The organism is Azospirillum oleiclasticum, assembly GCF_013423485.1.
In the GTDB taxonomy this organism is placed as follows: domain Bacteria; phylum Pseudomonadota; class Alphaproteobacteria; order Azospirillales; family Azospirillaceae; genus Azospirillum; species Azospirillum oleiclasticum.
Map to the genome: position 1 here is coordinate 203715 of NZ_JABFFR010000021.1, position 23932 is coordinate 227646.

Sequence of the window (23932 nt, forward strand, 5' to 3'; positions counted from 1 at the left end):
GGCCACGATGACCACGCCGATCCGCCTGCGCGCCGAGGACGAGGACGACCTGAAGATCGTCTCCGCCTGCCTTCAGGACGCCATCGTCCCGATCGGCGAGATGTGCTTCCTGCCCGAGGACCGGCGCTTCGTGCTGGTCGTCAACCGCTTCAAGTGGGAGACGGTCGGCGCCGACCACGCGGCGCGGCCGGGGCCGACCGCCGACGACGACCACCTCTTCCCCTTCGAGCGCACCCATTGCGGCGTGCGCTTCGAGAACGTCACCGCCGTGCGCACCCGCGGCCTCGACATCAAGGACCGCGCGCGGATCCTGGAGCTGCTGACGCTGGAGGCGGCCGGCGACGGGGTGGAGCTGCATTTCGCCGGCGGCGCCTGCATCCGCGTGGAAGGGGCCGGCTGGCGCTGCATGGTGGAGGATCTGGGCGAGCCCTGGCCCACCGCCTGCCGCCCCTGCCACCCGCTGGAGGGCGAGGAGCAGAGCGGCGCCTGAGGCCCGGAACCTTACGGGCGGGATGCGGTTGCTGCGGCAAACCCGCAACCGACGAGGATTCCCACATGGCACAGTCGCTGAACGGGAAGACGGTCGCTTGCATGATGATGAGCGTCACCGCCGGTCTTGCACCTTGGTAGCCCGCCCCGGCCGCTCGGGCCTGGGCGGACTTGTCCAGGTCGTCGCCCCCATCCGCGATGATCGGCCCCCACGCAATCGCTGCAGCAACGCCATCGACGTCACCCCGGCACGCTGTCCCCGGGATCGCCAAAGCAGCCAAGCGCCGAACGCGGCCAAGGTGAGGTCGATCACCGGGATCGGCGGGCATTCCCACCAGGGCCCGTCCGGAAGCATCAGCTGACGCGCGAGCGGCAGCGCGGCATAGGTCAGCGCGATCACCGGCGTGAGCGCTCCGACCAGCCGATTGCGCGCATCGTCCGCGAAAGGCATGCAATGCAGCGCGACGACGCCACCCGTCAACGCTGCCAGCAATCCCCAATGGGTGGTCCCTGCGAGCAGATTATCCAGCAGCAGAAGCAGCGGCAGGCAGACGTACAGGGTGTTGTTGGCGGCGTAAATTCGGAACGACCACGGGACCCGGCCCATGGCCGGCGCGGCGGCGCCGGTCCCGTCCCGCAGCCACAGCAGGCGCATCCCGGTGTCGATGTTCCACAGGCACAGCAGGGCCAGGACACAGTAGATCAGGCCGGTGCCCAGCCCGCCGAAACGGCCGTAATGGATCGGCCGCAGCGCGCTCTCGACCACACCCGGACCGCCGTCCTCGCGGGCGTCGTGGACCGCGACGATCTCCCCCGTGGCAAGGGCGCAGTCGCTCCGCAACGCCCCCGCCCCCTCGCCCGCCCAGCTCAGACGGCCGAAGGGGATGCCTTCCACCATCAGGATCCCCTCGTCGCGCCGCAGGCGGCCAAGGCGGGTGTCGGGGAAGCGGTCGAGAAAACTCCGCACGCAGCGGTCGATCCCGGCTGACACCGCGTCGCGCGCCACCGGGGGCGCGTTGCCACGCGCCGTCTCCCCCGACTCGCGGACGAGGGCCGCGGCCACGCGCGCGTCGCCACCGCTCCACAGGATTGCGCCGATCGGGACGCTCGCCACCTTCATGCCCAGGACCGCGCCGGTCAGGCCGAGCAGCAGGAGATAGGGCGTCAGCCAGAACCCGAACCGCTTGTGCCCGTCGCTCAGGTTCAGCACCGGCGACCGCCGGCGCCATGCCCAGGCGTCGCGGATCATCTTGCCATGGATGAACAGCCCGCCGAGCGTCAGCATGACGATCAGCACGCCCGCGATTCCCATCAGCAGCCGGCCCCACGGCTTGGGCAGCAGGAGGTCCGTGTGGATGCGCCGGAACAGCCCGTCCGCCAGCGATCCGTTCCAGGGCGCCATCAGCCCGGTGTCCGGGTGAACCATCAGGTTGCTGAGCGGCGTATTGCCGGCGGTGGGTTCGTCCTTGGCGATGATCCGGCCGGAGAAGATGAAGAAGGGCCGCAGATCGTTGGGCGCCATCATCGTCCAGTGCGACCCGACCTCGTGACGCACCGCCACGTGATCGTAGGTGCGCGACGCCTCCGGCGGCGCCCCGCCAGCCGACAACACCGCCGCTCGGGCGACCTCCGGCATCATCCAGGGGCGGATGAAATCGGCGTAGAACGCCAGGATCCCCGTCCATATCGACCAGGAGATCAGGAGGCAGAACACCAGCCCGACAAAGCGATGCACGGCGAGCAGGCGCTCGGAGGCGTTCGGGCCGGACGCGGTGGCATCAGGCATGGGCAGACCCCCGTCGCGACCGGCCGGGCAACACCCGCCACAGCACGGCGAAGCAAAGACCGCTCCAGATCGCCGGGGCGAGCAACATCACGCCCAGCAGCCGATCCTCCCCCCGCCACCCGAAGGCGCCACCCATCGCCAGCGAGAGCGCCACGCTGGCGGGAAACCCCACCAGCGTGGCCAGCGCAAGGGACAGCCACACGCGCCCGCTCCCACCGGTCACGGCCCGCGTGGTGACGCGATCCGGAGTCCGTGGTTCGGTTCCCGCCCGGACCGGCTCGCGCAACCACAAGGTCAGGGCGCCGCCGGTCAGGCCGGTTTCCATGAGGGCCAGGGTCAACCCCGCTTCGGTGCCCACCGTTTCGACCGCAACGACCGCGCACAGGACCTGAAGACCGGCAAAGAGCCCCCAGACGACCCGGCGGTCACGCCGGTTCGACGGGCGTGGCTTAGAAATCGACACTGATCCCACCATAGAAGGTCCGGGGGGACCCCACCGCCACGCGATAACTGCCGCCGGACGCCGTCAGGTAATCCTCATCCGTGACGTTCTTGACCCCCACGTCGAAGCGGACCTGGCGGTCCTTACCGATCGGCAGATAGTACCAGGCGCCGAGATCGACCAACGTGTAGCGTCCCAGTTCGAAGCTGTGTTCGGCATCGCCGTAGCGGTTGCCGACCAGCGTCACGCCGGCGCCCAGCCCAAGCCCGTTGAGGGGGCTGGCCGGGTCCTTGAACTCGTAGCTCGACCACAGGCTGGCGTTGTGGGTGGGCACGTTGGTCGGACGGTTGCCGTCGATGGCGGCATCGTCACTCACATACTCCGCGTCCACATAGCCGAACGCGGCGCGGATGTTCCATCCCTCCGACGGGTTGCCGACCATCGCAACCTCGAAGCCCCGCGACGTCTGCCCGCCGGTCAGCCGGGCCACGCCGTTGACGGTCTCGACCACGTTCTCCTGCTTGATGTCGAACACCGCACCGGTCAGGAAGAGGCGCTCCCCCATCAGGTTGACCTTGGTGCCGACCTCGTACTGGCGCCCCTCCTCGGCCGGGAAGACCGTGGTGTCGCCGTTGTAGAAATTGTGCGGCTGGAACGTATCGGCGTATGACACGTACAGCGAAACGTTCCCGGTCGCCTTCCACATCAGGCCGGCGGTCTTGGTCAACTTCTGGTCGGTGGGATAGGAACCGCTGGTGACCGACGAATTCTGGAGGTTCCGCACGACGGCACTGCCGCGATAAAACTCGTAGCGGGCGCCCATCGTCAGCGTCAGCGTCGGCAGCAGATCGATGTCCGCCTGGATGAAGGGCCCGAAATCGGCCTGCTCCACGCGGCGATGGGTCCGGCTGGCGGTGGCGCTGTCGTTCACAAGCCGGCTGGACGCGGGGTTCTGGACCGTGCCGCCGGTCTGGTTGGCGCCGACGAAGTTGATCCAGCTCTCCTCCTGGTACCGGTATTCGACGCCGGTGGCGATCCGGAGCGGAAGCCCCGCATCAAGGCTGCCCTTCGCCTGGAGACGGGTGAAGAAGGTGCTCAGCTTGCGGTCGTCGTTGCCTTCGACACGCCGGACCAGCGTCCCGTTGGCGAGCACGCTCCGAACCTCCGAATGGATCTCGTCGGTCTGTTCGTTGGAGTAGAACAGCTTGCCTTCGAGCTTCCAGTCCCGGAAGCCGACCGGGACCGAGGCGTCGACCTCGCCCAGATGCGAGCGTGAATCCCGGTCGGAGAATGGCGCGTCGTACCGGACGGAGCGGCCCGGATCGGCCACGCTGCGGGACCCCGACCCTGTCGCGGTCGTGATCGTGCCGCGGTCCAGTGGCCGCTGGTCCCGGTTGTACTCGTAGCCGATGGTCACCGTGGCGTCGTTGGCGCCCATCCAGGTCAGGGTGGGGGCGAAGAACTGACGCTTGATCGTGGTGTCGTCGCGGAACGTTTCGCTGTTCTCGGTGCTGCCGACGATCCGGTACGCCCATTGTTCCGACAGGGCACCGGTGGAATCGATCATCCCCTGGCGTTCGCCGTGCTCGTCGAAATTCAGCTCGGCGTGGTTGCGCGATGTCCAGCTCGGCTTCTTGGTGGTGATGTTGACCAGTCCACCGGGCGTCATCTGGCCGATGTCCGACACCGGCCCCTTGAAGATCTGGATGCTTTCGATGGTCGCCGGATCGATGCGGCTGTTGGACTTCAAGCGTACGCCGTTGCGATAGACGTCGTCCCGCCGCCGGAAGCCGCGGATGATGTAATCCTCGCGGGTGCCGCCGTACCCGTCGTTGTTCACGACGTTGGGAAAGTAGCGGTAGACCTCGTCCATCTCCCGCGCGTGCTGGTCTTGCAGCAGCTGCTCGGGGATCACATCGATGGAACGGGGGATTTCCGTGATGTCGTTGGTCAGACGGCCGCCCACATCGGTAAAGCGACTGTCATAACGGGATTGCACCGTCCCCTGCACCTGGATCGCGTCCAGCACGACCGAGCCGTCGCCGTCGGGAGGCGCTTCCGGTGCCGTCTGCGCGACAGCTGATGCCGATAGTACAACGGAAAGCGCTGTGCTAGCGGACAGGGCACACACCAGTCGCAAGACACCGCCAGAACGCCCAACTGCAACCCTCATGCTCTCCGGCCCCTTGTTGTTTGTTGGATCCTTGCGCCGAGGCCCCGGTGCCTCGCGCGCGCAACAGCAATCCGAATGAAGGCGCGATCAGCGGCCACCGGACCGGCGTCCGGCGCATCGCGACGCCCCTTGGAAATTCATCTGGAATGATCGGTCCGGCTTCGTGCCTGTGCGTGTTATCCGCCTCGGTCCTGGCGCCGTGCCGGCTTGAAGGGTCGCCCGTGGGCCTTGTTCTTGTTGGTCGCCTCGGCGCGTTGGCCATCGGGTGCCGGCCTGGACATCGATCACAAGAGACCATGCTCCTCATCGTTCATGCAGTCGGCCAGCGTCCGGGCCGGGCCGCTTCGCGCCATTTCCCCACCCCGTTCGCGAGTGCCGGGCGATATGCCCTCCCTGCGGTTGGCCTGGATAATATAGTGACACTCATAAACTTCAATAATGAAAATCATTCGCATTTTTATAACCGGTGAGAGGATGGAGTCGTCATGACAGCGCGGCCATCACCCGGATTGGCCCCTGAAGTCCGCGAGCGCGCGGTTCGGGTGGTGCTCGGGCACGAAGGCGGACACGCCTCGCAGTGGGCGGCGATCAGCTCGATCGCGGGGAGGCTTGGCCGCAATCCGTAGGCGCTGCGGAACTGGGTCCGGCAGGCCGCGCGCGACCAGGGCAAACGGCCGGAGCCGACAACGGACGGGCCGGAACGGACCAAGGCGCTCGCGATGTCCTGGAGCAGGTGCTGCACGAGCGCCGGCCGTCGTCACCAGGGTGGAGGCACCGGTAGCGATCGGCTCTTTGAGGCGGCGGCTGGTGGCCGCCTTTCCAGCGAGATCGGCATGGGCCTCCTTGCCGCCGCCGCTCGCGCCTCAGCAACAGGACAACTCCCGGAGGCGGTCCATTTCCACCCTGCGAAGGCCCTCGACCTGGGCCAGCATGCGCCGGGGGCGTCGTAGACCCCGCCGAGGCCCAGCCGGAGCGGCCTTGGCGGTTCGGCCACCCGCAGGCCCCACCCTGTTGCGCATGGGCCCCTTCCCTCTCCCGCCGGAGGCGGGCGAGGGAGGTCACATCACATCCCGCCGGGGTAGTTCGGACCGCCGCCGCCTTCGGGGACCACCCAGTTGATGTTCTGGGTGGGGTCCTTGATGTCGCAGGTCTTGCAGTGCACGCAGTTCTGGGCGTTGATCTGCAGCCGCGGGTTGGTGCCGTCCTCGTTGCGGACGATCTCGTAGACGCCGGCCGGGCAGTAGCGGGTCTCCGGCGCGTCGTAGAGGGCGAGGTTGACGCGGATCGGCGTCTCCTGGTCCTTCAGCGTCAGATGCGCCGGCTGGTTCTCCTCGTGGTTGGTGTTCGAGATGAACACCGAGGACAGGCGGTCGAAGCTGATCTTGCCGTCGGGCTTGGGGTACTCGATCCGCGGCGCCTCGCTGGCCTTCTTCAGGGTGGCGTGGTCGGCGTGGTGGTGGTGCAGCGTCCAGGGGGACTTGCCCTTGACCGCCGTCTCGTAGGCGGCGTTGGCCAGCCCCGCCCACAGCCCCTTCTGGAAGCCGGGGCGGATGTTGCGCACGGCGTGCAGCTCCGACCACAGCCAGGACTGCCTGAGGCGCTCGGGATAGGCCGCGACCTCCTTGCCGCCGGCATCGCCGGTCAGATGGTCGAACAGCGCCTCGGCCGCCACCATGCCGGACTTCATGGCGGTGTGGTTGCCCTTGATCTTCGGCACGTTGAGGAAGCCGGCCGCGTCGCCGACGATCAGGCCGCCGGGGAAGGTCAGCTTGGGGATGGACTGGAAGCCGCCCTCGTTGAGCGCCCGCGCGCCATAGGCGATGCGCCGCCCGCCCTCGAAGGTGGCGCGGATGGCGGGGTGGGTCTTGTAGCGCTGGAACTCCTCGAAGGGGCTCAGATGCGGGTTCCAGTAATCGAGCCCGACCACGAAGCCGACCGACACCAGATTGCCGTCCATGTGGTACAGCCAGGACCCGCCATAGGTCTTCGGGTCCATGGGCCAGCCGATGGTGTGGACGATCAGGCCGGGGTTGGACTTGGCGGGATCGATCTCCCACAGCTCCTTGATGCCGAGGCCGTAGGTCTGCGGGTCCACGCCCTCACGCAGGTTGAAGCGCTGGAACAGGCCCTTGGTCAGCGAGCCGCGGCAGCCCTCGGCGAACACGGTCTGGCGGGCGTGCAGCTCGACGCCCGGCGTGTAGCCCGACGTGCGCTCGCCCTCCTTGGAGATGCCCATGTCGCCGGTGGCCACACCCTTCACCGCACCGGTCTCGTCGTACAGCACCTCGGCCGCCGCGAAGCCGGGGTAGATCTCCACCCCCAGCTCCTCCGCCTGGGTGGCCAGCCAGCGCGCGAGGTTGCCCAGCGAGATGATGTAGTTGCCGTGGTTGTGCATCTGCGGCGGGGTCGGCATCCGCAGCGCGCGGGTGGCGGTGAGGAAGAGGAAGCGGTCCTCCTTCGCCTGGGTCTGGAGGGGGGCGCCCTTCTCCTTCCAGTCGGGGATCAGCTCGGCCAGCGCGTGCGGCTCGAACACCGCGCCCGACAGCAGATGGGCGCCGACCTCCGACCCCTTCTCGATCAGGCAGACGGACAGCTCCTGGCCGCGGTCGTTGGCGAGCTGTTTCAGACGGATCGCCGTCGCAAGGCCCGCGGGGCCGGCGCCGACCACCACGACATCGTATTCCATCGCCTCGCGCGGTTCGCGCTCCATCTCCGTCCTCATGATTTCTTGGTTGCGTCGTCCGTGCCGGCGGGTGCGGCCGGTCCCCCCTGGCCTGCCCCTACGGCTTGTGGTTAAGCTCATGTGAAACCACACATCCCGTGCTAAGGTCAAATTATGAGTGACCTCTGCGACATCCTCGCTGCGCTGCGCTGGCATGCCGACGTCGGGTGCGACGAGGCGGTCGGCGAGGAGCCCATGGACTGGGCAATCGCCTTCGCGTCGCGGGCCGCAACCGCCCGCGCGCCGGCCGGATCCGGGGCACCGCCGCCGGCCCTGCGCGGCGACTCCGCCACCGCGCCGCGGCCCCGCCCGGCCCCCGCCGCGGCACCGTTCCCCGCGGCCGGCCTGCCCGGCATCGAGCCGGCGCAACCGCTCGGCGCCAGCGAGGCCGGCATGGCGGCCCGCGCCCGGGCACGGGAGGCCGCGACGCTGGCGGAGCTGGAGGCGGCACTGCGCGCCTTCGACGGCTGCCCGCTGAAGTTCGGGGCGATGAACACCGTCTTCGCCGACGGCAACCCGCAGGCCCGCGTCATGCTGGTGGGGGAGGCGCCGGGCGAGGACGAGGACCGGCAAGGCAAGCCCTTCGTCGGCGTCAGCGGGCGCCTGCTCGACCGCATGCTGGAACAGATCGGGCTCGACCGCAGTTCCGTCTACATCACCAACATCCTGCCCTGGCGCCCGCCCGGCAACCGCAGCCCGACCCAGGCGGAAATCGCCGCCTGCCTGCCCTTCCTGGAACGCCATGTGGAGCTGATCGGGCCGGAGGTTCTGGTGCCGCTGGGCGGCACTTCGGCCAAGACGCTGCTGAACCGGTCGGAGGGCATCACGCGGCTGCGCGGTCAGTGGTTCGAGTATCCGGTGGGCGCTTCGAACCAGCCGGTACCGGTCCTGCCAATGCTCCATCCGGCGTACCTGCTGCGCAACCCTGTATCCAAGCGCGAAGCTTGGCGGGACATGCTGACGTTGCGGAGCCGACTTGCCCAATCGGGCTAAGCCATCATGGGATCCGGCATCTAAGACATTCCTGACATTGATGTTTCATTTCTGACGTCAGAAATGTAGCATTTTATGGACTTGCAGAATGCTCCCCGGGCAGCTATGTCTCCGCCATGCTCGGGACTTTTTGCAACGCAGCAAAATCGACAAGGCTGCGGCGGAACCTCCTCGGGGCAGCGGTGGTGGTGCTGACGGTCGGCGCCGCCACGGGTCCGCAAGCGGCCGACTGGCCGGTGCGCACCGCCCCCCTGACCGGTCTTCCGGACGTCGGCGCGACCGCGCTGCCGGATTACGCGCGTGTGGACGACCTGCTGGTCCCCGACGCACCGGACGACCCGGGGCAGCTCAATCCGGAACAGGTCGCGCAGTACCGGCGCATCTTCGCCCTGCAGGATCGCGGCGACTGGTCCGCGGCGGACGAGGAGATCCGGAAGCTGTCGGACAAGCGCCTGCTGGGCCATGTGCTGCAGCACCGCTACCTGCACCCCGACCGCAAGGCCAGCTACATCGAGCTGGCGGAATGGCTCCGGCTCTACGCCGATCACGGCGGGGCCGAGCGCATCCATGTGCTCGCCGTGCGGCGCCAGCCTGCCGGCCAGAAGGCACCACGCAGCCCGCGCAGTGGCGATGAACGGCTGAACGGCTCGCTCGAACGCTTCGCCGGCTTCCGCCCGGACATGGAGCCGCCCGAGAGCGGGCTTGAGGACGCCGAACCCGACGAGGCGCTCCTCGACCTGCAGGAGGCGGCGGAGGCGGTGAGCGTCACCCCGCGCAGCCGCGCCAAGCCGCGCTCCCAGACCGACCGTAGCGCCGTGGAGCGGGTCAACGAATTGCTGCGCGCCGGCAAGCCGGCCGCGGCGCTGGGCCTTCTCGGCACCGACGAGGTGGGCGCCAAGCTGGACAGCGTGCAGTACGACACCTCCCGCTCGCGCATCGCGGCCGGCATGTATTACTCCGGGCAGGTCTCCGAAGCGCTGTCGCTCGCCTCGGCCAGTGCGGCGCGCTCCGGCTCCGTCGTCACCCAGGCGCATTGGATCGCCGGGCTGTCGGCGTGGCGGAGCAAGCAGTACGACCGTGCCGCCAAGCATTTCGAGGCGATGGTGGCCGCCCGCCCCTCCTCCGCCTGGCAAGCTTCGGCCGCTGCCTATTGGGCCGCCCGCGCCCACCGCAAGAAGGGTCGGGAGGAGGACGCGCGCGCCTATCTCGCCGCCGCCGCCCTGTTCCCGCACACCTTCTACGGGCTGGTCGCGGAACGCGCGCTGGGCCAGACCAGCCGCCTGCGCTTCACGGTGCCGCACCTGACGCGCGAGCATCTGGCGGCACTGGCCGAGCGGCCGGACGGGCGGCGCGGGATGGCGCTGATCCAGGTCGGCCAGTACGAGGCGGCCGAGCGCGAGCTGCTGCGCATCAACCCCCGCGGCAACCCGCTTCTGGAAGCGGCCTTGATCGCGCTGGCCGAGCGCGGCGGTCTGCCGGAGCTGGCGCTGCGGGTCGGCAACGCGGTGATGGCGCCGGAGGGGGCGCCCTACGACGCGGCGCTGTTCCCGGTGCCGCACTGGCGCCCGCGCGACGGCTTCGCGGTGGACCGGGCGCTGGTTTTCGCCGTGATGCGCCAGGAATCGCGCTTCGACCCGCGGCTCGTCAGTTCGGCCGGAGCCACCGGCCTGATGCAGATCATGCCGATGACCGCGGAGCATGTGCGCGAGCGCAACGAGGACATCAACGACGCCAGCAAGGCCGCGCTGTTCGACCCAGCCACCAACCTGGAGCTGGGCCAGCGCTACATGGCCGAGCTTCTGGCGATGCCGGAGATCGGCAACAACCTGATGCTGATGCTGGCGGCCTACAACGCCGGTCCGGGCACGCTGCAGCGCTGGCGGCGCGAGCTGTCGACGCTCGACAACGACCCGCTGCTGTTCATGGAAAGCCTCCCCTACGCCGAGACGCGCGGCTATGTGGAGAAGGTGATGGCGAACTTCTGGGTGTACCGCTTGCGTCTGGGGCAGGAGACGGCCTCGCTGGACGCCGTTGCGGCCGGCCGCTGGCCGGTCTATAGCTCACGGGACGCCCGCCCCTCCCAGGTGGCGCAGACGGCGCCGGTCGAGGCGTACGCCTACGACCCGCTGGGGGAATGAGGGCGTTCCTCCCCTCCGGCACGCGGACGGCCCCATGCCCAGGATCGACGAGTCCCGCCCCTTCCTTTCCGTGAACATCGCCGTGATGACGGTGTCGGACACCCGCGGCGCGGCCGACGACCGCTCCGGCGACACGCTGGTGGAGCGGCTGACCGCCGCCGGCCACCGGCTGGCCGCCCGCGCCATCGTGAAGGACGACGTGGCCGCCATCCGGGCCCAGGTGCAGGGCTGGATCGCCGATCCGGAGGTGGACGTGGTGCTGACCACCGGCGGCACCGGGGTGACCGGCCGCGACGTGACGCCGGAGGCTGTGGAAGGGCTGTTCGAGAAGCACATCCCCGGCTTCGGCGAGCTGTTCCGCTGGCTGTCCTATGAGAAGATCGGCACCTCGACCATCCAGAGCCGGGCGACCGGCGGGGTCGCCAACGGCACCTACATCTTCGCCCTGCCCGGCTCGCCCAGCGCCTGCCGCGACGCGTGGGACGGCATTCTCGCCCTCCAGCTCGACAACCGCCACCGCCCCTGCAACCTCGTGGAGCTGATGCCGCGCTTGCGCGAGCACCAGACGGGCTGATCGGGCGGAGATGACGGAACGCTGAGGGTGCGCCGCTGACGCCCCCCCTCCTCTCCGCCCTCGCCGCCGCCCTTCCCGAGGCGGGCGCGCTGGAGATGCTGCCACTGCGCGGGGTGGCGCACGACCATGTGCGGCTGGTCGGGCGCGGCCTCGTGGCGCGGGTGCCGCGCTGGAGCCAGGTGGGGCTGGACGCCGCGGCGAACCTTGCGCATCAGGCGGCGGCCTTCCGCCGGGCGGAGGCGTCGGGCCGGACACCGCGCCTGCACCGGGTGATCGCGCCAGCGGACGGGCTGCCGATGGGCGCGCTGTTGGTGGACGAGGTGGTCGGCCGTCCGCCCCGCCTGCCCGGCGACATGGCCGCCATCGCCGTCGCCCTGGCGGCGCTGCACCACCTGCCCCTTCCGCCGATGGCGGCACGCCCACCCCTGGTCAGCCCGCCCGACCCGGTGGCGGCGGCGCTGGCCCAGGTGGAGCGGCAGGCCGCAGCCTTCGACGCGGCTCCGCTGGAACCGCGCACGCGCGCGCTGCTGGCCGCGGAGCTGGCGGCCCTGCGCCCCTCCCTGCCCGACGCGCCGGTTCCGGTCGCGCTGGTCGGCAGCGACGTGCACCCCGGCAACTTCCTGATCGACACCGCCGGTCGTGCGTGGTTCACCGACCTGGAAAAGGCCCAGTACGGGCATCCGGCCATCGACCTCGCCCACGCCAGCCTCCACACCTCCACCCGCTGGGACCCGCAGGTGGACGCCGAGCTGTCGCCCGCCGAGGTCGCGGCCTTCCTGGCGGCGTGGGAGGCGGCGGTGCCGCTGGATCTCGCCGATGCCGTGCGGCCGTGGCTCACGCCGCTGCGGCGGCTGACCTGGCTGCGGACGCTGACCTGGATGGCGCGCTGGGCGGTGGAGGGCGAAGCGCTGTCCGCCGGCATGCCCGCCGCCCTCGCCCGGCATATGCGCCGCTATGTGGAGGACGTGTTCCGACCGGAGGTGGTGGAGCGCGTGCGCGCCGACTTCCGAACTGGTTGTTGAACGGCTTGGCGTTATCGGCATAGGCTGATGGTCACCCAGCCTCCCTTCGACCCTGGATCAGGCATGACGAGATTTCCGAGGATCGGCCGGACGCTTGCCGCGGCTCTTCTGGCGACCGCCGCGGGATTGCCGCCGGCGCTGGCCGCCGGCACCCCGACCGCGAATGGGGCGGTGACGACCGCCATCGGCAGCTATCTCGCCGGCCGGTTCGCCCAGAACCAGGACGACTGGCCGTCGGCCGCCCGCTACATGGAGCAGGCGCTGGCCGCCGATCCCGGCGACCTCGCCCTGATGCGGCGCACCTTCCTGCTGAAACTCGGCGAGGGCAAGGTGGACGAGGCGGTGGTCCTCGCCCGCAAGCTGATGGGCCAGGACACCAGCGGCCCCTTCGCCGTCACCACGGTGATCGCCGACGACCTCAAGGCGGGCCGCACCGACGACGCGCGGGCGCTCGCCCAGAAGATGCCGCGCGACGGCATGGCACGCTACGTGACGCCGCTGGTCGAGGCGTGGCTGCTGGCCGCCGGCCGGCAGACCGACGCGGCGCTCGCCGCCCTGACGCCGCTGCTGTCGGTTCCCGGCTTCAAGGCGCTGCACGACCTGCACGCCGGGCTGATCCTGGACATGGCCGGACGCAACGACGCGGCGGCGGAGACCTACGCCGGCGTGACCAGCGACGACGCGCCGCTGCGCGTGGTTCAGATCGTCGGCGGCTTCTACGAGCGCACCGGCCGCCAGGACCAGGCGCGCGCCCTTTACGAGGGCTTCCGGGAGCGCAACCCCGACAGCGTGATGATCGAACCGAACCTTGCGGCCATGGCCTCCGGCGCCAAGCCGCCGCCCGCGGTGGCCGACGCGCGGGAGGGGCTGGCGGAGGCGTTGTTCGACCTGGGCAGCGCCATCCAGCACGAAGGCTCCGCCGACACGGCGATGCTGTTCGGCCGCATCGCGCTGCATCTGCGCCCCGACTTCGCTCTGGCCCGCCTGATGATCGGCGACATCCAGGCGACGCGCGACCATGGCGAGGAGGCGATCGCCACCTACGCCTCCCTGCAGGAGCACCCCGTGCTCGGCTGGGCGGTGCGGCTGCGCACGGCGGACACGCTGGCGTCCATGGAGCGCACGGACGAGGCCGCGGCGATGCTGCGCCGTCTGGCGGACGAGCGGCCGGAACGGGTGGACGCCGCCGTACGCCTGGGTGACGTGCTGCGCACCGCCAAGCGCTGGGACGAGGCCGTCGAGGCGTACGACACCGCCGTAAAGCGCGTCGGCACGCCGGCGGAGCGGCACTGGCCGATCCTGTACGCGCGCGCCATCGCCTATGACCGCACCAACCGTTGGCCGCAGGCGGAGGCCGACCTTAAGGCCGCCCTGGCGCTCAGGCCGGAGGAGCCGTACCTGCTGAATTATCTCGGCTACAGCTGGGTGGACAAGGGCCAGAACCTGGCCGAGGCGCGGCGGATGATCGAGCGGGCGGTCGAGCTGCGCCCGCGCGACGGCTACATCATCGACAGTCTGGGCTGGGCGCTCTACCGGCTGGAGGATTACGAGGCCGCCGTGGCGAAGCTGGAGCGCGCGGTCGAGCTGAAGCCGGTGGATGCCACCATCAACGACCATCTGGGCGACGCGTACTGGCGCGTCGGCCGCCGCAACGAGGCCCGTTTCCAGTGGCAGCGCGCGCTGCGCACCGCCGAGGAGGACGACCTCAAGGAACAGATCCGCGAGAAGCTGGAGAAGGGCCTGCCCGAGCGCCGGACGGCGGGGGCGGAGGCGCCGAAACCGAAATGACCGACCCCGTGCGCATCGAACGGGCGCCGGCCAAGCTGAACCTGTATCTGCACGTCGTCGGACGGCGTGACGACGGGTATCACGAGCTGGACAGCCTCGTCGCCTTTGCCGACATCGCCGACACCGTGACCGTGCGGCCGGGCATCGCCCGGGTTGCCCTGCGGGGCGCCGACCTGCCGCCGGCCGGGCCGCGGCTGGTCATCTCCGGCCCGTTCGGCCCGGCGCTGATGGCGGAGGATCCGGCCGGCAATCTGGTGCTGCGCGCCGCGCACGCTCTGGCGGGACGCATCGGGGTGCCGGCGGAAGCGCTGCTGACCCTGGAAAAGGCGCTGCCCATCGCGTCCGGCATCGGCGGCGGCTCGGCCGATGCCGCGGCGGCGTTGCGCGGGCTGGCATCCCTGTGGGGGGTGGAGCCGGGGGACGTACGCTTGTTCGAGGTAGGGGCGTCGCTGGGTGCCGATGTGCCGGTCTGTCTGGCCGGCCGCCCCTGCTTCTTCGGCGGCGTCGGCGAGAAGCTGGACGAGGCCCCGCCCCTGCCGGAGACGCACGTCGTTCTGGTCAATCCCGGCGTGCCGGTACCGACCCCGGCCGTGTTCAAGGCGCGCTCCGGCGACTTCTCGCAGCCGGCGCGTTTCACGCAGGCGCCGGCGAGCGCGGACGAACTGGCGGCACTGCTGGCGGAGCGCCGCAACGATCTGACCGCGCCGGCGCTGTCGGTGGCGCCGGTGATCGCCGATGCGCTCGACGCCATCGGACGGACGGCCGGATGCCTTCTGGCGCGGCTGTCGGGCAGCGGGGCGACCTGTTTCGGGCTGTACGCGTCGGCGGAGGATGCCCGCCGCGCCGCGGACGCCCTCACCGCGGACGCGCGCGGCTGGTGGATTAAGGCCGCCCGGCTGCTTCCGCCCGCCGCCGACGCCCCGCCCCTGCCCCGCGACATCCCCGCACCCGGCCGGCGCATGGGCGCCGCCCCGCCCCCTCCGGTGCCGTTTCCGGACACGGGCGGCTGGGGTGTGGGATAAGGGCGCGCTCCGCACCCGCGTACGCCGCGCGAACCACCGCACCGCACCCGGCAGCACCCGCGCCGCGGCGATCGCCGCGGCGGGGAGGAGCGGCACCGCCAAGGCGCGGGACAGGGTGTGCGCCAGCCCCACCTGGGCGCTGTAGACGGCGGCATCCGCGGGCGGTTGCCCGGCCAGGACGCGCCCTGCGGCCCGCCAGCCGGAATCCAGCGCGATCGCCATGCCGTCGCCGCAGAAGCTGGGGATGACGGCGAGCTGGTCGCCCAGCCGGTGCGGCCCCTCGCCGCCCCGATGGCGAAAGCCATAGGGAATGCCCGCCACCGCCAGCGGCTTCGACCAGCAGGGCTCGCCGCCGGACAGCCTTGCGGCCAGCAGCGGCGATCCCCGCCCGGCATGGGCCAGCAACGCCGGCCAGTCGCGCCCCAGCGCGGCGTAGCGCGCCGCGTCAACGACGAGGCAGAGGTTCGCGCACCCACCCGCCGCCGGTTGCAGCCCGGCGTAGCCGCCGACGAACAGATGCACCTCCACATGGCCGTCAAGCGCAAGCGCCTGAGCCGGGGCCAGCCGCCAATACTGCTTGAAGCCGATCACCGCCTCCCGACCGGAGTCGGGCCGCTTGTGGTCGCGCAGGTCGTGCTTGCCGGTGGCGAGCAGCGCCGTGCCGGCGTCCACCGCGTCGCCGTCCAGGAACCCGCGCGCGCAACCCGCACGCATCTCCAGCCCGCGCACGGTCACCCCGCGCCGCACCACCGCGCCATGATTGCGGGCGGCTCCCAGCAGCGCCTCGTCCATGCGGTCACGGCCCAGGCTCCAGGCAGGGAACGGCAGGGACGCGGCGGCCTCGACCCCGCGCGTCGCCAGCCGGACACGCTCCACCTGCAGCGCCCCCAGCGCTGGCGGATCAACGCCCAGCCGGCGGAGCAGAGCCGCCGCCTCGTGGCTCAGGAACTCCCCGCAGACCGACTGGTGCGGCCCGCTGGTGCGCTCCGCGACCAGCACGCGGGCGCCGCCCGCCGCCAGGACCGCGGCGGCAGCGGCACCGGCCGGGCCGCCGCCCGCCACCAGCGCGTCCCAGCTCACCGCAGCCGCCCGACGCACAGGCGGAAGGGCAGCATCCACCGCACCTCCGCCTGCCCCGCCAATCCCGCTTCGGCCAGGCGCCCTTCCCAGTCGCGGCGGGTGAAGGAGCGGGCGACCGAGACGGGAGCGTCGTGCACCACCAGCCGGTTGAACGGCAGCACCCGCACCGCCGCGGCGACGAAGCGGTGCGGAACGGCGTGCCGGTGCAGGTCGTTGACGAACCAGCCCAGCCGCGCCCGCCCCTCCATCCAGCGCAGGAAGCGGACGAGTTGCGGATCGTCCAGATGGTGGGTGAAGAGGGAACTGATGATCACGTCCGGCCGCTCGTGGTCCGGCAGCGCGAAACAGTCCGCCGTCACGTAGCGGATGGCTTCCCCTGGCTCCGCCGCCTCCGTGGCAGCCTTGGCCGACCAGGGGTTCAGGTCGACGCCCGTCAGCTCCACCGGCCGACCGGTCCGCCGCGCCCAGCCGGCGATCCGCCGCAGCATGTCGCCGTAACCCGAACCGACGTCCAGCACACGCAGCGGCCGTGCCTCGGGATGGCGGGCCGCCACCCGCTCCAGCCAGCGCAGCGTCGGGCGATAGGCGCCGCTCACCCGGTTGATGCCGGCGAGGTGGCGCAGGCACTCCCGGAACTCCTCGTAGGGCACCGGCTCGCCGTCCATCAGTTCGGGCACGAGGCGGCGCCGGGGCAGGTCGAGCCACGCCATGACCGGCCTCACGCGGCCATGCGAAAGGTCATCGTCTCCGCCGTCAGGCCGGGACCGAAGGCCATGGCGACGCCATCCCCGTTGCCGCCGTAACCGGTCCGCCGGAAGCGGTCGAGCATCCGCTTCAGCACGAACATCACCGTGGCCGACGACATGTTGCCGAAGTCGCGCAGCACGGCGCGCGACTCCTCCAGCCGTTCCGGATCGAGCGCCAGCGCCTGCTCCACCGCGTCCAGGATCGACCGGCCGCCGGGATGGACGGCCCACAGCTCGATGGCATCGGCCGGACGCCCGCCGAGGATCGCCGGCAGGGCGCGCGGCAGGCCAGCCGCCAGCGTCAGCGGCACCGCGCCGGACAGATGCATGTCGTAGCCGCTCTCCCCGATGCGCCAGGTGATCTGGTCGGCGGTCCCGGGCACCACCACGGCGCGGAAACCGTCCAGCGCGATGCCCGACGGCTCGGCGGAGACCAGCCCGGCGGCGCAGCCGTCGCCGAAGATCAGGAAGCTCAGCACCGTCTCCAGATCCGGCCGCTCCTGAAGGTGCAGGGTGCACAGCTCCAGGTTCACCGTCAGCACCACCGACTCCGGCTCGGAACGGACGATGTGCCGGGCCAGCTTCAACGCGTTGATGGCGGCGTAGCAGCCCATGAAGCCGACCACCGTGCGCTCCACCGACGGGGACAGCCCGAAACGCTCGACGAGCTGGTGGTCGAGGCCCGGCGCGTAGAAGCCGGTGCAGGTGGCGACGATCAGGTGGGTGATGCGGCTGCGCAACGCGCCGATCTCCAGCCGTTCCACAGCTTGCGCGGCGAGATCCGGCGCGTGCTGCTCGTACAGCGCCATGCGGCTGGCGGTGCCGGGAAAGGCCCCCCAGCGGTAGAAGCCGCCGCGGTCCAGGCCACCGCCGCCGGCCGCCTCGAAGACCGACCAGCGCCGCTCGATGCCGCAACGCTCCGCCATCCGCCGCAGCAGGCGGCGCGACCGCTCGTCCGGCAGCAGATGCTGCGCCGTCTCGACGAACGCGGCGTGGATGTCGAAGGGTGGTACCGCGGTTCCGATGCGGTTCAGGAAGGCGGTCATCAGGTGCTCCGGCTGCGTGGCATGCACAGAGAACATGGTGCCGCGGCGCCGGTTTCACGAACGCGGCCCATCAATCGGCAGGGCGGCACGCGCTCGCGTGCGACGTAGCGTCATGCTCGCGTCTTATTGCTGTGGTTGAATGTCGCCGCGCCGCCATCTACCATTTGGGCTGCCCAGCTCCCGGACGACGCATGCCGCAGCACGACACGGACAACGACAAGGGCCTGCCGGCCCCCGCCGATCCGACGCCGACCGCCGGCCCGGCCATCTTCCGGCGGGCGTGGAAGATCCTCGTCATCGATCCGGACCCCGCGCTGGCCCAGACGAGCCGGATGGTGCTGGCCGATTTCCGTCACAACGGGCTGGCGACGGTGGTGATCGCCGCCGCCAGCACGGCGGAGGCCCGCGAGGCGCTGGAGGAGCATCCGGACGTCGCCGTGGTCCTGCTGGAACCGGATCTGGAGACGCCGAAGGCGGGGATCGAGCTGATCAACCACATCCGGCGCGACCTCAACAACCTGCGCACGCGCCTGGTCATCTGCACCGGCAACCCCGCCCTGCTGCCCGAGCGCTCGACCATCGACGCGTACGAGATCAGCGATTACCGCCTTAAGGACGGCCTGACGGCCGAAGCGTTGCGGACCCGCATCATCGCGTCCCTGCGGACCTACGCCGGGCTTCAGGCCCAGTCTGCCGGGCGCATGAATCTGGCCCGGATGATGGTGTCCACCGCCGGCCTGCTGGAGATGCGGCAGCCCGACCTGCTGTTCGCCAATCTGCTGCCGCGGGTCTCCGGGCTGCTCAACCTCGGCCGCGACGGGGTGCTCTGCACCCTCGACCGGCCGGACCAGCCACCGCGCGTGCGGGCGGCGACCGGCCGTTTCGCCGCCTTGGAGGGGGGGGAGCTCGGCCCGGATGCACCGGTGGAGGTGCTCGCCGCGTTCCGACACCTTCAGGACGGCACCGAGACGATCCTGGAGCCCGACTACTGCGCGATCCGGCTGCGCCCGGCCAGCGGCGGGGTGTCGGCCCTGGTCTATGTCGCCGGTGTGGGGCGGCACGGTTGCACCTCGCAGGACTGGCAACTGCTGGAAGTGTTCCGGAACCACGCGTCGATCGCCTTCGAGAACGCGCTGTTGGTGGACGAGCTGACCCGCTCGCAGACCGCCATCGTGGAGGCGCTGGGGACGATCGCCGAGATGAAGGACGACGGGCAGCCCGGTGACCTACGGCGGGTGCAGCGGCTGGTCGACGGAATCGCCCGCGAACTGCACCGACGGGGCGAGTTCGCCGACGAACTCACGGCGGATTTCCTGGCGAAGATCGGCTTGGCCAGCACACTGCACGACGTCGGCATGATCAGCGTGTCGGACGAGACGCTGAACATTCCCGGCGACCTCGGCGATGAGGACCGCGCCCTGATCCGTCATCACACGGAGATCGGCCATCGCCTGCTGGCCGGCGCCTCCTCCGGACTGCGCGGCCGCACCCTGATATCGCTGGCGGCGGAGATCGCGCGCCATCACCATGAACGTTTCGACGGGTCGGGCTATCCAGACGGGCTGAAAGGCGAGGCGATCCCGCTGGCGGCCCGAATCACCGCAGTGGCCGACGTGTTCCACGCCCTGGTGTCCGACCGTCAACACCGCCCCGCATGGGAGGTCGATTCCGCAATCGACTGGATCCGCGGGCGTGCGGGATGCGATTTCGATCCGCGCGTCGTCGATGCCTTCGACACCGTCATCCACTACATCCTGCGCGACGATCCGCATTGGATCCCCGCGCCCCGGTCGCGGGCGAACCTGCTGCAGCGGATGATCGCGCGCGGCCTGCGATCGCTGCTGCCACGCCGCGCTGCGCAGCCGGCGGGCGTCCACGACTCCACCCCACCTCCACCGCGCTGAGCCGCGGTCCGGCCCGGAACCGGTACCGGTCGGTTCCCCCCACTGGCACCCGCCGTACCGGAAAGTTCCCGCCAGGATCATACGAAGGTCCTTGGTGGGGGCTGAATGGTTGCATTATAGTCTTTTCTTGCAAAAACCTGGTCGAAAGGGGTCGGCACGATGCTTGCGCCGTTCATGACGCTGCTGACTCTCTTCGTAACGATGATCGGCGGACCGGCCGCCGCCGCGTTTCCCGATCGGCCCGTAACGCTGATCGTGCCATTCGCCGCCGGCGGATCGACCGACGTCACGGCACGGATGATCGCCCCCTACATCGAGAAGAACCTGCACGCCGGTGCGCGGGTGGTGGTCAGCAACATCCAGGGCGGCGGCGGCGACGTCGGGTTCGCCACCATCTCCGGGGCCATTCCCGACGGCCACACCATCGGTTTCATCAACACCCCCAGCTTCCTGACCATCCCGCTGGAGCGCCAGGCGCGCTTCGATCCCAAGCTGTTCGACCCGCTGGTCGCCATCGTGGACGATCCGAGCACCGTCGTCGTGCCGGCCGGATCGGCCATCGCCACGCCCGTCGACCTCGTCGCCTTCGCCCGCACCACCCCCCAAAAGGCCAGCTTCGCCACCACCGGGGTCGGCTCGGACGAGCAGCTGTCGATGCTGAAGCTGCAGGAACTCGGCGGGGTGCGCTTCGTCCATATTCCCTTCCCCGGCGGTGCGCACATCTACCGCGCGCTCCGCAACGGCAACGTCATGGTCGCCGGGATGAATCTGAGCGAGGCGCTGCGCGCGCGCGAGGAGGGGCGGATCACCATCCTCGGCCAGATGTCCCGCAACCGGCACCCGGTGGCCCCCGACCTTCCGACCTTCCGCGAGATGGGGTTCGACATCGCCATGGGCGCCATGCGCGGCATCGCCGCCCCCCGCGGCCTTCCCGACGACGTGCGGCAGGTGCTGGTGGACGCGATCACCGCGGCAGCGGCCGACCCCGACTTTCAGGCGAAGGCGAAGGCAACCTATCAGCCTCTGCGCATCCTGGGGCCGGACGCCTTCGCCGACGAGCTGACCGCCATGGACCGCGACTACCGCGCCCTTTGGGCGGTCAGCCCCTGGAGCGACCGCTAGCGCGGCGCGGCACGGGGCCGGACATCGGCCTCACAGCTCGATGCCCGCCGCCCTCAGACAGCCGTCAAGCTTCAGCAGCTCGATCGTCGTGCGCCCGGCCATCAGCGCCGCCCGCAACTCCTCCTCGCGCGCAGTGCGTTCACGGGCCTTGGACAGAGTCCCGCCGGCTTCGCCCAGCGGCACGACGACCACGCCATCCCCGTCACCGACCACAATGTCGCCAGGCTCCACCAGCGCGCCGCCGCAGGTCACGGGCAGATTCACATCGCCGTCGGTCGCCACCTTGGTGGTGCCCTTCATGCAGGTGCCGCGGCAGAAGACGGGGAAACCCATGCCCCGGATCACCTCCCCGTCGCGCACACACCCGTCGATGACCAGGCCGGCGATCCCCCGGGCGATGGCGGACGCGGTCATGAGATCGCCCCAGGGGCCGAACTCGACCATCGCCTTGTAATCGACCACCAGAACATCGCCCGGCCGGGCCAGGGCGAGCGCGATGTGGATCATCAGGTTGTCGGACGGGCGGGCGTTCACCGTCACCGCCGGGCCGACGACGCGCATGCCCGCGTGCAGAGGCTTGATGGCGGCGGCCATGGCGCCGCGCCGTCCCAAGGCTTCGTGCAGCGTGGCGGCGGCCTCGTCGGCGAAGGCGTCCAAGAGATCGCGGTCGGGACGCGGAATGTCCTTGATGACGGTCATGCGGATCGGTCCTTCGATGGGTGGACGGAAAGCCGTGGGATGATGGCCACCGCCCCCTCCTCCCGGCCCGCCTTCACCGCAGCCAGGGCGCTTCCGCCCACAAGGCGCGCAACTCGGTGGACATGGCGTGCAGGCGTGCGGCGAACGGATCGGGCGGAAGCACGCGGAGCGGCAGTCCGGCGTCGGCCGCCCGGCGGTTGAGATCGGGATCGTCGGCCGCCTCCAGGATCGCCGCCACCAGCTTCTCCCGGACGCTGCGCGGCAGACCGGCCGGAGCCGCGATGCCGAGCATGGCCGATACCGAAAGATCGATCCGCTCCTCGCGGAAGGTCGGCACATCCACGGCCATGCCGGACCGTTCCTCACCGGTCTGGCCGAGGATGCGGACCGTACCGCAATCCCGCTGCCGAACCGCATCGCCCAGCATCATGGTGCTGACCGCCACCGTGTTCGACAGCAGGGCCCGCTGGTTGGGTTGGGCGCCCGGAAACGGAACATGAGTGAAGCGCACCATCGCCCGCCGCTGCATCATCAGCAGTGCCAGATGATCACCGGAACCGACCCCGGAGGTACCGACCGACACGGCGGCCGGGTTTTCCCCCGCATAGGCCAACAGATCGTGAAGCGTCCGGAACCGGCTGCCGGCTGGCACCGCCAGCGAATAGGTTTCTTCCGTCAGGCCGACCAGCGGATCGATCCGTCCGGGATCGAAACGCGTCTGCCGCTCGATGGGCATCGCCAGGATGTTCGGCGTATTCACGAACCCGATCGTGTAACCGTCCGGCGGCGCCTCCGCCAGAAGGGCGAAGCCGATCTCTCCGGCCGCCCCGCCACGATTAACGACATCCACATCCGTGCCGAGAGCGCGCGCGATGCCGGGTGCCAGCGACCGCGCCAGCCGGTCGGCGCCGCTGCCGGGTCCTTGCGGGGTGATCAGCGTGATCGGCCGCTCCGGAAACCCACCGGCGCACGCAACGCCGGTGGACAGCGCCGTCAGCAACAGGACCAGCATGGCGGTGATGCGCATCAATCCCCCGTCAGCCGCGGTTCCGGCGACACCATGTCCACGCCGCTTGCCGGACCATTCGCCGGCTCCGGGGCCCGCGGACGGCTCCCACCGTCCGGTCAGCCGACTGACCTTGCGAAATTTCCGTAACCCGTTCAACCCTTTTGTTTCAGAACTTTGAACGGTACAGCTTAACAGGGAAAATCTTCCGTCATTCCCCGGCAAATTTCGCGGCGAGCGTGATGGACACAGGAGAACAGACCGTGGACATCAGCAGGGCCAACGCCACCGGTCCTTGCGACAGATTGTTGCGCTCGGCGAACAGATAAGCCGTCATGCCGATCGGCAGAGCCGCCATCGTCACCGCGATGCCGGCCCAGGGCTGCGGAATCCCGAACACGTGCAGTGCCAGGACCCAGGTCAGCGCCGGATGCACCACGAGTTTCAGCACCGTCAGGACCACGGCCGGCCCGACGCTGCCACGGACCGTTCCCAACGCGAAGGAGGCGCCGATGGCGAAGCTGGAGCAGGGAAGCAGGGATTGGCCGATCAGCCCCGTCGTGGTCGGCACCACCGGCGGCAGGGACCATGCCCAGATGTTGACCGCCAGCCCGATCCCGATGGCGGCGACCGCCGGGCTGGTCAGCGTGGCCCGGAACACCCCGAAAAGCGCTGCGACCAGCCGGCGGCCATCCGCCCGCCCCGCCTCCGCAAGCACCGTGGCGATGGTGATGAGCAACGGCGATTGGAGCGTGAGCAGCAGCATCACCGGCACCGCACCCGCGCTGCCGTAGGCGCCAAGCACCAGCGGCACGCCGATGGCCCCGATGTTCGCGTAGCACCCCGCCAGCCCCACCGACGCCAGTTCCGATGGCCGTCGCGAGACGGCCAGCCAACCAATGGCCCCGATCACGAAGACGGCCAGAGCCGACAGGTAGAAGGAGAGCAGGTAGCCCCATTCCAGGCGGTCGGGGAGATCGGCGCGGCTGACGGACGTGAAGAGCAGCGCCGGCAGCGCGTAGTGGGTGACGTACCGCGACAGCCCCTGCACCATCGTGTTCGTCAGGACATGCGTCCGCCCGGCGTGATAGCCCACCGCCATCAGCGCGAAGATCGGCAGGACGATGTCGACGATGGCCGGCATGGATCAGCCATGGACACCGGCGCCGGAGCGCCGGTC

Annotated in this window: 19 protein-coding genes and 2 pseudogenes; 11 read left to right on the plus strand and 10 right to left on the minus strand. The window is 70.3% G+C overall.

Going from position 1 to position 23932, the window contains the following annotated elements:
• Positions 1-7 precede the first annotated feature (7 nt).
• Entirely contained in the window at positions 8-490 is a 483-nt protein-coding gene (locus HL658_RS21280) for a DUF2948 family protein (RefSeq protein ID WP_180284603.1), read from the plus strand.
• A gap of 114 nt (positions 491-604) precedes the next feature.
• Here the strand turns inward: HL658_RS21280 and HL658_RS21285 are convergent, their stop codons facing one another.
• The 3 genes from HL658_RS21285 to HL658_RS21295 all read right to left on the minus strand — a co-directional run bounded on the left by HL658_RS21285 (position 605) and on the right by HL658_RS21295 (position 4746).
• Complete coding sequence (locus HL658_RS21285; protein ID WP_180284604.1) at positions 605-2275, minus strand: PepSY-associated TM helix domain-containing protein; 1671 nt, start codon at positions 2273-2275, stop codon at positions 605-607.
• Positions 2268-2633, minus strand: coding sequence for a hypothetical protein (locus HL658_RS21290; RefSeq protein WP_180287656.1), 366 nt, complete (start codon positions 2631-2633; stop codon positions 2268-2270). Before HL658_RS21290 ends, HL658_RS21285 begins: the two co-directional genes overlap by 8 nt.
• Before the next feature lie 91 nt (positions 2634-2724).
• The gene (locus tag HL658_RS21295) at positions 2725-4746 is read right to left on the minus strand and encodes a TonB-dependent receptor (RefSeq protein ID WP_343055245.1); all 2022 of its coding nucleotides are present in this window, start codon (positions 4744-4746) and stop codon (positions 2725-2727) included.
• A gap of 629 nt (positions 4747-5375) precedes the next feature.
• Here HL658_RS21295 and HL658_RS21300 point away from each other — a divergent pair.
• Positions 5376-5606 (plus strand): annotated as a pseudogene (locus HL658_RS21300) (transposase); the annotation flags it as partial.
• 347 nt (positions 5607-5953) lie between these two features.
• Here HL658_RS21300 and HL658_RS21305 read toward each other — a convergent pair.
• The gene (locus tag HL658_RS21305; protein WP_180284654.1) at positions 5954-7600 is read right to left on the minus strand and encodes an electron transfer flavoprotein-ubiquinone oxidoreductase; all 1647 of its coding nucleotides are present in this window, start codon (positions 7598-7600) and stop codon (positions 5954-5956) included.
• A gap of 126 nt (positions 7601-7726) precedes the next feature.
• Here HL658_RS21305 and HL658_RS21310 point away from each other — a divergent pair, with 126 nt between their 5' ends.
• The 7 genes from HL658_RS21310 to HL658_RS37845 all read left to right on the plus strand — a co-directional run bounded on the left by HL658_RS21310 (position 7727) and on the right by HL658_RS37845 (position 15585).
• The gene (locus HL658_RS21310) at positions 7727-8605 is read left to right on the plus strand and encodes a uracil-DNA glycosylase (protein WP_180284607.1); all 879 of its coding nucleotides are present in this window, start codon (positions 7727-7729) and stop codon (positions 8603-8605) included.
• A 182-nt stretch (positions 8606-8787) separates the two neighbouring features.
• Entirely contained in the window at positions 8788-10743 is a 1956-nt protein-coding gene (locus tag HL658_RS21315) for a transglycosylase SLT domain-containing protein (protein ID WP_343055246.1), read from the plus strand.
• 34 nt (positions 10744-10777) lie between these two features.
• Entirely contained in the window at positions 10778-11317 is a 540-nt protein-coding gene (moaB, locus tag HL658_RS21320; protein WP_180284609.1) for a molybdenum cofactor biosynthesis protein B, read from the plus strand.
• A gap of 95 nt (positions 11318-11412) precedes the next feature.
• A complete protein-coding gene (locus tag HL658_RS21325; RefSeq protein WP_180284610.1) occupies positions 11413-12339 on the plus strand; it encodes a phosphotransferase in 927 nt (308 codons plus the stop codon).
• A 63-nt stretch (positions 12340-12402) separates the two neighbouring features.
• Positions 12403-14127 (plus strand): tetratricopeptide repeat protein, encoded by a 1725-nt coding sequence (locus HL658_RS21330; protein ID WP_180284611.1) that lies wholly within the window; start codon positions 12403-12405, stop codon positions 14125-14127.
• A complete protein-coding gene (locus tag HL658_RS21335) occupies positions 14124-15149 on the plus strand; it encodes a 4-(cytidine 5'-diphospho)-2-C-methyl-D-erythritol kinase (RefSeq protein ID WP_180284612.1) in 1026 nt (341 codons plus the stop codon). Before HL658_RS21330 ends, HL658_RS21335 begins: the two co-directional genes overlap by 4 nt.
• 310 nt (positions 15150-15459) lie before the next feature.
• A complete protein-coding gene (locus HL658_RS37845; protein WP_281378835.1) occupies positions 15460-15585 on the plus strand; it encodes a hypothetical protein in 126 nt (41 codons plus the stop codon).
• Positions 15586-15875: 290 nt separating this feature from the next.
• Here HL658_RS37845 and HL658_RS38235 read toward each other — a convergent pair.
• From HL658_RS38235 to HL658_RS21350, 3 genes and pseudogenes are all read right to left on the minus strand, one after another.
• Positions 15876-16268 (minus strand): annotated as a pseudogene (locus tag HL658_RS38235) (NAD(P)/FAD-dependent oxidoreductase); the annotation flags it as partial.
• Positions 16226-16939 (minus strand): methyltransferase domain-containing protein, encoded by a 714-nt coding sequence (locus tag HL658_RS21345; RefSeq protein WP_180284613.1) that lies wholly within the window; start codon positions 16937-16939, stop codon positions 16226-16228. The pseudogene HL658_RS38235 and the gene HL658_RS21345, both read right to left, overlap by 43 nt.
• A gap of 8 nt (positions 16940-16947) precedes the next feature.
• Positions 16948-18021 (minus strand): type III polyketide synthase, encoded by a 1074-nt coding sequence (locus HL658_RS21350; protein WP_246337755.1) that lies wholly within the window; start codon positions 18019-18021, stop codon positions 16948-16950.
• Between the two features lie 191 nt (positions 18022-18212).
• On the opposite strand from HL658_RS21350, the gene HL658_RS21355 reads away from it, so the two are divergent.
• Both HL658_RS21355 and HL658_RS21360 read left to right on the plus strand, forming a co-directional pair.
• A complete protein-coding gene (locus HL658_RS21355; RefSeq protein ID WP_180284615.1) occupies positions 18213-19925 on the plus strand; it encodes an HD domain-containing phosphohydrolase in 1713 nt (570 codons plus the stop codon).
• A gap of 174 nt (positions 19926-20099) precedes the next feature.
• A complete protein-coding gene (locus HL658_RS21360; RefSeq protein WP_246337756.1) occupies positions 20100-21047 on the plus strand; it encodes a tripartite tricarboxylate transporter substrate binding protein in 948 nt (315 codons plus the stop codon).
• Between the two features lie 30 nt (positions 21048-21077).
• On the opposite strand, the gene HL658_RS21365 is transcribed toward HL658_RS21360, so the two are convergent.
• The 3 genes from HL658_RS21365 to HL658_RS21375 form a co-directional block, all read right to left on the minus strand.
• Positions 21078-21746: a 4-carboxy-4-hydroxy-2-oxoadipate aldolase/oxaloacetate decarboxylase gene (locus HL658_RS21365; RefSeq protein WP_180284617.1), complete on the minus strand. Its 669-nt coding sequence runs from the start codon at positions 21744-21746 to the stop codon at positions 21078-21080.
• Between the two features lie 73 nt (positions 21747-21819).
• Positions 21820-22773 (minus strand): tripartite tricarboxylate transporter substrate binding protein, encoded by a 954-nt coding sequence (locus HL658_RS21370; RefSeq protein WP_180284618.1) that lies wholly within the window; start codon positions 22771-22773, stop codon positions 21820-21822.
• 190 nt (positions 22774-22963) lie between these two features.
• The gene (locus HL658_RS21375; protein ID WP_180284619.1) at positions 22964-23896 is read right to left on the minus strand and encodes an AEC family transporter; all 933 of its coding nucleotides are present in this window, start codon (positions 23894-23896) and stop codon (positions 22964-22966) included.
• Positions 23897-23932: the final 36 nt, after the last annotated feature.